Below are 11,377 nucleotides of genomic sequence, written 5' to 3' on the forward strand. Positions count from 1 at the left end.
GCGCCGGTACGCGACCGGTCGGCGTAGGCTCGGCGCATGAGTAAGGCGCTGTTCATCGTCGACGTGCAGAACGACTTCACCGAGGGTGGGGCGCTCGGGGTCGCCGGGGGTGACGCGGTCGCGGCCGCGATCAGCCGGCACCTGGCCGCCTCCGCAGATCAGTACGCACTGATCGTCGCCTCGCGCGACTGGCACGACGCCGACGGTGACAACGGCGGACACTTCGCCGCCGGCGAGCCCGACTTCGTCGACACCTGGCCGGTGCACTGCGTAGCCGGCACCGAAGGTGCCGAGTACGACCCCGGCCTGGTCACCGATGCCGTCACCCACCACGTGAAGAAGGGGCAGGGTGCCCCGGCGTACTCGCTGTTCGAGGGCACGACCGATGACGGCGACACCGTGGCGGACCTGCTGACCGAGCGTGGCATCCTCGACGCCGATGTCGTCGGCATCGCGACGGACTACTGCGTGCGCGCCTCGGCATTGGATGCCATCGACCACGGCCTGCGCGTGCGGGTGCTGACCGACCTGGTCGCCGGTGTCGCCCCCGCCACCAGCGACGCCGCGCTGGCCGAATTGGCCCACGCCGGCGCCGAACTGGCCGAGTCGGGAGCCTGAGCCTCAGGTCGAGGGCGGCTCGTCGTCGATTGTCTCGGGATGGTTGCGCAGCCGTAGCAGGCTCCACGCCAGCCCGCCCCACAGCACCCCCATCGACAGGATGAGGAAGGTGATCGCGGTCGGGGTCATCGGCTGGCCTTTCTCTCGTCGCGCTGCTGGAGCGCGCGCTGCCTGTCGGCCTGCACCTCTCGGGCGAGCTGCTCGGTGTCATCCGGCTCGGTCGTCAGCGCGCCCTGGCGCCGGTAGGTGCCGAGGCTCAGCACCCCGCTGAGCACGGCCAGCACGGCCAGCACGCCCCATCCGGCGACCCCCAGGAACCAGGTGGGCAGGCCGCCGTAGCCGTCGACGATGTATCCGTACGCGCCGGTGACGAGGATGACGGTGAGGATCACCGGCGTCACCACCGTCACCATGACGCGCCAGAGCGGACCCACCCGCAACGACGACACCGCATTGAGGTGGCGGGCGAGCTCCGGCCCCTTGCGGCCAACGATGACCACGAGCAGGAGGGTGAGGATCGCCGACAGCACCACGCCGATGTTGTTCACGAAGGCGTCGACCACGTCGAGGGTGTACAGGCCGCTCGTCGTGGCGAACAGCAGGATCGACGGCACGGCGGTGGCGATGCCCAGGGCGACGCCCGCTCGCCGCGTGCTCCACCCGGTCTTGTCCTGCACCGCCGAGGACTGCACCTGCAGGATCGACAGCAGCGAGCTGAACCCGGCGAGCACCAGGGCGACGAAGAAGAGCACCCCGATGATCTGCCCGCCGGGCATCTGCGACAGCAGTGTCGGGTAGGTCATGAACGCCAGCCCCACGCCCTGAATGCTCTCCAGCTCGTCGATGGTGCTGCCCTGCGCCGACGCGAGAAAGCCGAGGGTGGCGAACACGCCGATGCCGGCCAGCAGCTCGAAGCTCGTGTTCGAGAACGCCACCACCAGGCCCGACCCGGTGAGGTCGCTCTTACGACGCAGATACGACGAGTAGGTCAGCATGATGCCGAAGGCGATGGAGAACGAGAAGAAGATGTGCCCGTAGGCCGCGATCCACACGGCCGGGTCGGCCAGGGCCGCCCAGCTGGGGGTGAAGAAGGCGTTGAGCCCGTCGACGGCGCCGGGGAGGAACAGGGCGTAGACGACGATCGCGGTGAAGCTCACTGCCAGCAGCGGCAGGGTGACGCGGTTGACCCGGTCGATACCCCGGCGGATGCCGAGGGCCAGGGCCACTACCGCCGTCAGCCACACCAGCACGAGCGGGATGAGCACGGCGGGTGCGAAGTCGAACGTGAAGCCGACGGTCGCGGGCCGCCGCAGGTGCTCGGCGAGGAAGAAGCCGACGGCATCCTCACCCCACGCCAGGGTGACGGCGTAGACGGCGTAGGCGAGTGCCCAGGCGATGACGACGGCGTAGTAGATGCAGATGACGTAGCAGAGCCCGACCTGCCACCAGCCGAGCGGCTCGAATCGGCGGTTGATGCGCCGGAATGCCAGCGGAGCCGACGCGCGGTAGCGGTGGCCGATGGCGTAGTCGAGGAACAGGATGGGTAGGCCCGCCGTGACGAACGCGATGAGGTAGGGCAGCAGGAACGCGCCGCCGCCGTTCTCGTACGCGACGCCGGGGAACCGCCAGATGTTTCCGAGGCCGATCGCCGAAGACACCGCGGCGATGATGAAGGCGCTGCGGCCGCTCCAGGTCTCACGGTGCACAGGTGGGGTGGCGCTCATCCCGGGATTCTAAAAGTTCGGATGCCGCGACGCACCCCGGGCGACCTGCCGCGTCATGCGGTTGCGCACGGCACCCGGCTGCGGGCGAGACAGCGGTGTATGCCCCGTGGTGCATGATGAAGGCATCGGATGGGGGTCCGCAGTGACGACAGAGCAGCCGCACGCAGACGCGCTCGACGACTTCAACGAGCTGATCCGCCATGAGCAGGAGTTCGCCGGTCGCCGTTCCGGACGGGAGATCGATCCGGATGCCCGCCGCACACGGCGGCGCCGGCGGCTGTGGGTGACCGCGGTGGTGCTTGTCCTCATGCTGGCGGGCGGCGGCGGCTACAGCGGCTGGGCGCTGACCGCACCCCTCGCCGAACCGGTCGCCGCCACGCAGGTCCCCGAGGTCGCCGCACCGCCTGCGGCCGACATCGCGCTGCCGCCTGAGGGCGCGTCGGCCATCGCCATCTCGGGCGCCGCCGACTACCTGGGCACCGAGGACGGCAGCATCTGGGCGACCACCGGCACCGAAGAGCCCCGCCCCATGGCCAGCATCACGAAGCTGATCACCGCGCTGGTCGTGCTCGACGCCTATCCTCTGGCGGATGCCACAGACCCCGGACCCACCCTGACCTTCGACCGTGCCGACCACGCGCTCTACGACAAGTACTACGTGATGGGCGCGACCATCGCCGCCATGCCGATCGGCAGCTCGATGTCGCTGCACGACGCGCTCGCGACGATGCTGATCCCGTCGGCGTGCAACTACGCCGAGGCCGTCGCCGGCTGGGCGTTCGGGTCGCAGGGCGCATTCCTGCGGGCGGCGCGGGACTGGCTCGCGGTGAACGGGCTGACGCAGACCACGATCGTCGAGCCGACCGGCATCGACCCGCGCAACACGAGTACGCCGGGCGACATGATCGCCCTCGGCCGCATCGCGGCGGCGCACCCGGCCGTCGCCGAGATCGCCGCGACGAGAGGGCTGTCGCTCCCCGGACCGGGATGGATGAACAACACCAACTCCCTGCTCGGCCAGAGCGGCATCACTGGACTGAAGACCGGCACCCTCGACCCCGGCGGCAGCAACCTGCTCTACACCGCGCGCCTCGACGTCGGCATCGGCGCGCCCCTCGACATCGTGGGCGTCCTCCTCGGCGCCAGTTCGCGCGCCGCCGTCAACCACAGCGTGCCCACCCTGCTCGAGAGCATCGCGGGCGGGTTCACCGAGGTGACCGTCGCGCGCCGCGGCCAGCAGGTGGGTTCCTTCTCGACCCCGTGGGGCGGCGCCGCGCGCATAGTCCTGGGGGAGGAGGCCTCGCTGCTGGTCTGGTCGGACACGCCCATCCTCACGACGATGCAGACCTCGACCCCCACGACCTGGGAGGACGGCGAGGTGATCGGCAGCGCCACGTGGACCGCGGGTCCGCACACCGTGACCGTCCCGGTCGAGTTCGACGGCGCCATCACGCCGCCGACGTCGTGGTGGCGCCTGACGAACCCGGGCGAACTCGGCTAGCGGGTAGACGAGCCGCGGGCTACTTACGCAGGTGGTGACGCGAGACGCTGTTCACCCACGCGACGAACTGGCGGGCCTGAAGCCCGAACGCGGGGCTGACCGGTGCCACCCAGAACTGCTCAGGGCCGTCGATCGACAGGTAGAACTCCCGGCGATCGACCTTCTTGCGCAGCATGGCGCCCGTGATCATCCCCACCGGGCCGAAGAGCAGTCCGCCTGCCGCCGCGCGAGTCAGAGTGGATCGCTCGCCGATCTCGCCGGCCGTTTCGAACGATGCCACCACGCCGGCGATGGGCTGGCTGAGGTCGCCGTAGAAGATCCACTCGCCCGCGACGGTGATTCCCGAGAATGTGTGGGGCTCCGCCAAGTACTGCGCACGCTGGGTCCAGGCATCCCCATCCCACCAGCGCAGGCGGCCCCGCCCGTCGTCGTACCAGCCCATCGGCTGCCTGTGGGCGGCGGGGTTCGAGGTGTGCAGCTCGACGGTGGCTCCGCTCATGTCGGCGTAGTCGTCGGTCCACGCGTTGCCGTCCCACCAGCGCTGGTAGCCCGCCCCGTCGTCGTACCATCCCGCTTCCGCGTTCCCCATGCGCAGATCGTAGCCACTGCGGTCGTCTCAGCCACCCCCGGATTTCGCGCAGCAGGCTTTGCCGAAATGAGGGGATCTGCCGAAACGAGGGCGGATGCCGCGCTTCGGTCCTCATTCGGGACGATCTCCGCATTTCGGCCGCCCCGCAGACGCGCGAACGCCGCGGCGGCCGGAACCCAGCCACCGCGCCGGCAAGCTCCAAACTTTGCCGAAATGAGGGGATCTGCCGAAACGAGGGCGGATGCCGCGCTTCGGTCCTCATTCGGGAGGATCTCCGCATTTCGGACACCCCCGCAGATGCACGAACGCCGCGGCGGCCGGAAACCAGCCACCGCGGCGCCGCGCCGAAATGCGCGGGCGTCAGCGCCCGGTCGGCGGCAGCTTGTCGACGCCGTGCCGGTTGGGCTTGCCCGGCTCCGCCGCCGTCGCCGGCGTGACGTCGGCGGTGTCCGCGTGGCCGGTGTCGGGGTACTCGGGCTCTTCGACCTCGATCGCCTTGTCCCGCTCGTCGGCCGGCGGAAGATGGTCAAGGGGCTGCTTGATGTCATCTCGATCGCTCATGGCCCCATGATGCGACGGCGGATGCCGCGCCCCCAAGGGGTTGCCAGGCCCACCCGATCCGTGGCACAGGGGCGCCGTGGCCAGGCAAAGAAGGACCGCGGCGTGAGGGAACCGTAAGGATCCGCGGCACCCCCGTATGGGTTGCGTGAGGACGGGCATCGGGGCGTGCCGGCAGGAGTTGGATCGCACTGCGCCCGCGAATGAGGGCGTGCGATCAGCGTGTGCGCTGACGCCGTCCTTCAGATGGAGCCTGCTGTGCTTGACCTCGTCTACGTGCTGGGCACGATCGCCCTGTTCGTCGTCGTCGGACTGCTGGGGAAGGCGGTGGAGAAGCTGTGATCGTGTTCCAGCTGCTCGCCGGCATCCTCGGTGTCGCGGCGATCGTGTACCTCGTGTTCGCCCTCGTGAAACCGGAGCGGTTCTGATGGCGTGGGTGCCGGCGCTGCTGTCGCTCGCCACCGTCGCCGTCGTCCTCGGCCTGCTCTACCGCCCCTTCGGCGACTACATGGCCTGGGTCTACACCTCGCCGAAGGACACCAGGGTCGAGTCCGGCGTCTACCGTGTCATCGGCATCGACGCGAAGGCCGAGCAGACCTGGCCGGCGTATCTGCGCGCGGTGCTGGCCTTCTCGGCCGTCGGCCTGCTCATCGTCTACGGCCTGCAGCGGCTGCAGCAGTGGATGCCGTACTCCCTCGGGTTGCCGGCGCCCAGCGAGCACCTGTCGTTCAACACCGCGGCGTCGTTCGTCGGCAACACGAACTGGCAGTCGTACTCGCCCGAGCTCACCCTCGGCTACACCGTGCAGGCGCTGGGCCTCGTGGTGCAGAACTTCGTCTCCGCGGGCGTCGGCATGGCGGTCGCGATCGCCCTGGTGCGCGGCTTCGCGGCACGCCGGTCGGGCACGCTCGGCAACTTCTGGGTGGACCTCACCCGCGGCACCCTGCGCATCCTGCTGCCGATCGCCGCGCTCGCCGCGGTCGTGCTGCTGATCGGCGGGGTGGTGCAGAACGTCAACGGTTTCACCGACGTCACCACGCTCACCGGCGCGACGCAGTCGATCCCCGGCGGCCCTGTGGCCTCGCAGGAGGCCATCAAGCTGCTCGGCACCAACGGCGGCGGGTTCTTCAACGCGAACTCGTCGCATCCGTTCGAGAACCCGAACGCGTGGACCAACGCCTTCGAGGCGCTCCTCATGCTCGTCATACCGTTCGCGCTGCCGCGCACGTTCGGCCGCATGGTCGGCGACAACCGCCAGGGGTACGCGATCCTCGGCGTGATGGCGACGCTGTATCTGGCATCGTTCGCGCTGCTGACCGCGTTCGAGACCGCCGGCAACGGCACCGCGCCGCAACTGGCGGGGGCGGCGATGGAGGGCAAGGAGCAGCGCTTCGGCATCATCGGCTCGACGCTCTTCGCCACCACGAGCACCGGCACCTCCACCGGCGCGGTCAACTCCATGCACGACTCGTACACGGCGCTCGGCGGCATGATGCCGATGCTCAATATGATGCTCGGCGAGGTCTCTCCGGGCGGAGTGGGGTCGGGGCTCTACGCGATCCTCGTGCTCGCGATCATCGGCGTGTTCATCGCCGGTCTGCTGATCGGCCGCACCCCCGAGTACCTCGGCAAGAAGATCGGGCCGCGCGAGATCAAGCTCGCCGCCCTCACGATCCTCGTCATGCCGACCCTCGTGCTCACCGGCACCGCGCTGAGCTTCGCCCTCCCCGGTATCCGCGAAGAGGTGGCATCCACGTCGATCTGGAACGCCGGCATCCACGGCATGAGCGAAGTGCTCTACGCCTTCACCTCCGCCGCGAACAACAACGGGTCGGCGTTCGCCGGACTCACCGCCAACACCCCGTGGCTGAACACGGCCCTGGGGGTCGTGATCCTGCTCGGCCGATTCGTGCCGATCGTCTTCGTGCTCGCCCTGGCCGGCTCGCTCGCGGCGCAGGACTCCGTGCCGACGACCGCCGGAACGCTCCCCACCCACCGCCCGCTGTTCGTCGGGCTGCTCAGCACCGTCACCGTTCTCGTGACGGCACTCACCTTCTTTCCCGTTCTCGCGCTGGGTCCCCTGGCGGAAGGGCTGATCTGATGATGTCCACATTGACCACCGCGCGTCCCGACACTGCGCCGACGCCTGCACCGCAGCGCGGATTCTCGCCGGCGCAGGTGCGCGCCGCCGTGCCGGGCGCGTTCCGAAAGCTCGACCCGCGCCTGCAGTGGCACAACCCGGTGATGTTCCTGGTGTGGGTCGGCGCCGCGCTCACCACCCTGCTGGCCATCGCGGAGCCGTTCATCGGGGGACCGGCGCCCTCGGGTGGCACCCCGGTGCCGTGGTCGTTCACGTGGGCGATCGCCGTCTGGCTGTGGCTGACCGTGCTGTTCGCGAACCTCGCCGAATCGGTCGCCGAGGGGCGCGGCAAGGCGCAGGCCGAGAGCCTGCGCAAGACCCGCACCAATACGACGGCGCGGCGGGTGGATGCCTACGATCCGCTCACCGATCCCGCGGCCGAGCGGTCCGGCACGACCGATGTCGCCTCGGCCGATCTGCGTCTCGGCGACGTCGTGGTGGTCTCGCCTCCCGAGCTCATCCCCGGTGACGGCGACATCGTGTGGGGCATCGCCTCGGTCGACGAATCCGCGATCACGGGGGAGTCCGCCCCGGTCGTGCGGGAGTCCGGCGGCGACCGCTCGGCCGTCACCGGCGGCACCCGCGTGCTGTCGGACCGCATCGTGGTGAAGATCACCTCCAAGCCCGGTGAGACATTCGTCGACCGCATGATCGCCCTGGTCGAGGGCGCCGCCCGCCAGAAGACGCCGAACGAGATCGCGCTCAGCATTCTGCTGGCGGGCTTGTCGATCATGTTCGTCGTCGTCGCGCTCACCCTGAACCCGATCGCGTCTTATGCCGCCGCCCCGGTGAGCGTGCCGGTGCTGGTGTCGCTGCTGGTCTGCCTCATCCCGACCACGATCGGCGCGCTCCTGAGCGCCATCGGCATCGCCGGCATGGACCGTCTCGTGCAGCGCAACGTGCTCGCGATGTCGGGCCGGGCGGTCGAAGCGGCCGGCGACGTGACCACCCTGCTGCTCGACAAGACCGGCACCATCACCTACGGCAACCGCCGGGCGAGCGCGTTCCTGCCGGTCGGCGACGTGCCGGCGCCCGAGCTCATCCGCACCGCGGCGCTGTCGTCGCTGGCCGACCCCACGCCCGAGGGGGCGTCGATCGTCGAGCTGGCACGGGCGAAGGGCATCGACGTCGGCACGACGGCGCCGGGCGACATCGTGCCGTTCACCGCGCAGACCCGCATGTCGGGCCTGGACACCCCCGACGGCACCCGCATCCGCAAGGGCGCCGCCTCGGCGATCGTGTCCTGGCTCGAGGCCGAGGGGCAGGCGCCCACCGCAGCCGACCTCGCCGAGATGACGGCCGCCGTCGAGCGGATCTCGCAGACCGGCGGCACCCCGCTCGTGGTCGCCACGAGCACCCCGGATGCCGGCTCGCGCCTGCTCGGCGTCGTGCACCTGAAGGACGTGGTCAAGGAGGGGCTGCCGGCGAAGTTCGCCGAGCTGCGCTCCATGGGCATCCGCACGGTCATGATCACCGGTGACAACCCGCTGACGGCGGCGGCGATCGCGGCCGAGGCGGGGGTCGACGACTTCCTGGCCGAGGCGACCCCCGAAGACAAGCTCGCGTACATCCGCGCCGAGCAGCAGGGCGGGCGGCTCGTCGCGATGACGGGGGACGGCACCAACGACGCCCCGGCGCTCGCGCAGGCCGATGTGGGCGTCGCGATGAACTCGGGCACGTCGGCGGCGAAAGAGGCCGGCAACATGGTCGACCTCGACTCCGACCCGTCGAAGCTCATCGACATCGTGCGCATCGGCAAGCAGCTGCTGATCACTCGCGGCGCGCTGACGACGTTCTCCATCGCCAATGACATCGCCAAGTACTTCGCGATCATCCCGGCGATGTTCCTCGGCGTCTTCCCGCAGTTGGCGGCGCTGAACATCATGGGGCTGCACTCGCCGGCATCCGCGGTGCTCTCGGCGATCATCTTCAACGCGATCGTGATCGTCTTCCTCATCCCGCTCGCCCTGCGCGGCGTGGCCTACCGCCCCGGCGGGGCGTCGCAGACGCTGGGGCGCAACCTCGCCGTCTACGGGCTCGGCGGCATCATCGCCCCCTTCATCGGCATCTGGCTCATCGACCTCGTCGTGCGCCTCATCCCCGGCTTCTGACCCTCAGAGGAAACACACTCACATGAACACCTCCACCCGCAGCACCGCCCGCACCGTCGGTGTCGCTGTGCGCGCCATGGCGCTCTTCACCGTGCTGCTCGGCTTCGGCTACACCGTCGTGCTCACCCTCGTCGGTCAGCTTGCGCTGCCCGCCCAGGCGAACGGCTCGCTCCTCACCGACAGCGGGGGCGAGACCGTCGGGTCGTCGCTCATCGGGCAGGCCTTCACCGATGCCGAGGGCGCCCCGCTGCCGCAGTACTTCCAGTCCCGGCCCTCCGCCGCCGGCGACGGCTACGACGCCGGGGCGTCGTCGGGGTCGAACCTCGGCCCCGAGAACGACGACCTCGTCGCCGCGATCGCCGATCGCCGCGCTCAGGTAGCCGAGTTCAACGGCGTCGCCCCCGACGACGTTCCGGCAGACGCCGTCACTGCGTCGTCGTCGGGTCTTGACCCCCACATCAGCCCCGCGTACGCCGAGATTCAGATCGATCGTGTGGCCGCGGAGCGCGGCATCCCCGCCGCCGACGTGCGCGCACTGGTGCAGGCTCACACGCAGGGACCGCGACTCGGGTACCTCGGTGACGCCACCGTGAACGTGCTGGAGCTTAACGTTGCCCTTGACCAACGATGACGAGTGAGAAGGACGACCATGACCAGACGCGGGCGGCTGCGGGTGCTGCTGGGGGCCGCCCCGGGCGTGGGCAAGACGGTCACGATGCTCGAAGAGGGCCGGCGCCTGCGGGCCGAGGGCCGGGACGTCGTCATCGGCATCGTCGAGACCCACGGGCGCGCCGCGACCGCCGCGATGGCCGAGGGCATCCCCGTCGTGCCGCGCGCCCGCGTCTCGCACCGCGGGGTCGCCCTCGAGGAGATGGACCTCGATGCCGTGCTGCAGCGGATGCCGCAGGTCGCCCTGGTCGACGAGCTCGCTCACACCAATGCCCCCGGATCCCGCAACGGCAAACGCTGGCAAGACGTGGAGGAGCTGCTGGCCGCGGGGATCGACGTCATCTCGACGCTGAACATCCAGCACATCGAATCGCTGAACGACGTGGTCGAGCAGATCACGGGGGTGCCGCAGCGCGAGACCATCCCCGACAGCTTCCTGCGCAGCGCCGACCAGATCGAGGTCGTCGATCTTGCCCCGCAGGCGCTGCGCGACCGGCTCGCCGTCGGCGCGGTGTACCCCGCCGAGCGCATCGACGCCGCGCTGTCGAACTACTTCCGTCTCGGCAACCTGACCGCACTCCGGGAACTCGCCCTCCTCTGGCTGGCCGACGAGGTCGACCAGGCGTTGCAGGGGTACCGCCAGGCGCAGGGCATCGACAGCCGGTGGGAGGCGCGGGAGCGCGTGGTGGTCGCGCTCACCGGCGGGCCGGAGGGCGAGACGCTGCTGCGCCGCGGCGCCCGCATCGCCGCCCGTTCGGCCGGCGGCGAGTTGATCGCGGTGCACGTCACCAGCCAGGACGGGCTGCGGACGGGGAGCCCCGCCGCGCTCGCCGAACAGCGCGCGCTGGTGGAGAAGCTCAACGGCACCTACCACCAGGTGGTGGGGGAGGACATCCCGACCGCCCTGGTCGAGTTCGCCCGCTCGGTCAACGCCACCCAGCTCGTGCTCGGCGCGAGCCGGCGCGGCCGGCTCGCTGCCCTGCTCACGGGCCCGGGCATCGGCGCGACGGTGGTGCGCGAGTCCGGCGACATCGACGTGCACATGGTCAATCACGCGGCCGCCGGCCGCAGCCCCATGCTCCCGCCCCTGACCGGCGCGCTCACGGCGAAGCGCCGCATCCTCGGCTTCGTCGTCGCGCTCGTGGGCGGGCCGATCCTCAGCGCCCTCTTGTCGCTCTTCCGCAGCGTCGACTCCATCACGACCGACGTGCTGAGCTTCCAGCTGCTCGTCGTCATCGTGGCGCTGGTGGGCGGGCTGTGGCCGGCCCTCTTCGCCGCAGTGCTGTCCGGTATCACCCTCGACTTCCTCTTCATCGAGCCGCTGTACACGGTGCACATCCACGAGGGCCACCACCTGCTGGCGCTGGTGCTCTACGTCGTCATCGCGAGCCTCGTGAGCTTCATCGTGGATCGCGCCGCCCGCTACACCCGGGCCGCGCGGCGCTCGGCCGCGGAATCGGAGCTCAT

11 protein-coding genes are annotated in these 11,377 nt (G+C 70.2%); 7 read left to right on the forward strand and 4 right to left on the reverse strand.

The window, feature by feature from the left end:
- Window positions 1-36: 36 nt before the first annotated feature.
- Window positions 37-618 (forward strand): isochorismatase family protein, encoded by a 582-nt coding sequence (locus tag NQ160_RS10905; RefSeq protein WP_257515267.1) that lies wholly within the window; start codon window positions 37-39, stop codon window positions 616-618.
- Window positions 619-621: 3 nt separating this feature from the next.
- Here NQ160_RS10905 and NQ160_RS10910 read toward each other — a convergent pair whose 3' ends face one another.
- The gene (locus tag NQ160_RS10910; RefSeq protein ID WP_257515268.1) at window positions 622-747 is read right to left on the reverse strand and encodes a methionine/alanine import family NSS transporter small subunit; all 126 of its coding nucleotides are present in this window, start codon (window positions 745-747) and stop codon (window positions 622-624) included.
- The gene (locus NQ160_RS10915; RefSeq protein ID WP_257515269.1) at window positions 744-2,342 is read right to left on the reverse strand and encodes a sodium-dependent transporter; all 1,599 of its coding nucleotides are present in this window, start codon (window positions 2,340-2,342) and stop codon (window positions 744-746) included. Before NQ160_RS10915 ends, NQ160_RS10910 begins: the two co-directional genes overlap by 4 nt.
- Before the next feature lie 142 nt (window positions 2,343-2,484).
- On the opposite strand from NQ160_RS10915, the gene NQ160_RS10920 reads away from it, so the two are divergent.
- Entirely contained in the window at window positions 2,485-3,843 is a 1,359-nt protein-coding gene (locus NQ160_RS10920; RefSeq protein WP_257515270.1) for a D-alanyl-D-alanine carboxypeptidase family protein, read from the forward strand.
- Window positions 3,844-3,862: 19 nt separating this feature from the next.
- On the opposite strand, the gene NQ160_RS10925 is transcribed toward NQ160_RS10920, so the two are convergent.
- Both NQ160_RS10925 and NQ160_RS10930 read right to left on the reverse strand, forming a co-directional pair.
- Window positions 3,863-4,432: a DUF2510 domain-containing protein gene (locus NQ160_RS10925; protein ID WP_257515271.1), complete on the reverse strand. Its 570-nt coding sequence runs from the start codon at window positions 4,430-4,432 to the stop codon at window positions 3,863-3,865.
- Between the two features lie 360 nt (window positions 4,433-4,792).
- Complete coding sequence (locus NQ160_RS10930; protein WP_257495480.1) at window positions 4,793-4,993, reverse strand: hypothetical protein; 201 nt, start codon at window positions 4,991-4,993, stop codon at window positions 4,793-4,795.
- 335 nt (window positions 4,994-5,328) lie between these two features.
- Between NQ160_RS10930 and NQ160_RS10935 the strand changes: the two genes are divergently transcribed.
- The 5 genes from NQ160_RS10935 to NQ160_RS10955 all read left to right on the forward strand — a co-directional run.
- The gene (locus NQ160_RS10935) at window positions 5,329-5,418 is read left to right on the forward strand and encodes a potassium-transporting ATPase subunit F (RefSeq protein ID WP_257495481.1); all 90 of its coding nucleotides are present in this window, start codon (window positions 5,329-5,331) and stop codon (window positions 5,416-5,418) included.
- Complete coding sequence (kdpA, locus tag NQ160_RS10940; protein ID WP_257515272.1) at window positions 5,418-7,091, forward strand: potassium-transporting ATPase subunit KdpA; 1,674 nt, start codon at window positions 5,418-5,420, stop codon at window positions 7,089-7,091. Before NQ160_RS10935 ends, kdpA begins: the two co-directional genes overlap by 1 nt.
- A gap of 2 nt (window positions 7,092-7,093) precedes the next feature.
- Window positions 7,094-9,241, forward strand: coding sequence for a potassium-transporting ATPase subunit KdpB (gene kdpB / locus NQ160_RS10945; RefSeq protein ID WP_257515275.1), 2,148 nt, complete (start codon window positions 7,094-7,096; stop codon window positions 9,239-9,241).
- A 22-nt stretch (window positions 9,242-9,263) separates the two neighbouring features.
- On the forward strand, window positions 9,264-9,872 hold the full coding sequence (gene kdpC, locus NQ160_RS10950; protein WP_257515273.1) for a K(+)-transporting ATPase subunit C: 609 nt from the start codon (window positions 9,264-9,266) through the stop codon (window positions 9,870-9,872).
- A gap of 18 nt (window positions 9,873-9,890) precedes the next feature.
- On the forward strand, window positions 9,891-11,377 hold a 1,487-nt coding region (locus tag NQ160_RS10955; protein WP_257515274.1), incomplete at its 3' end, for a sensor histidine kinase.

It is taken from the genome of Microbacterium sp. zg.Y909, assembly GCF_024626565.1.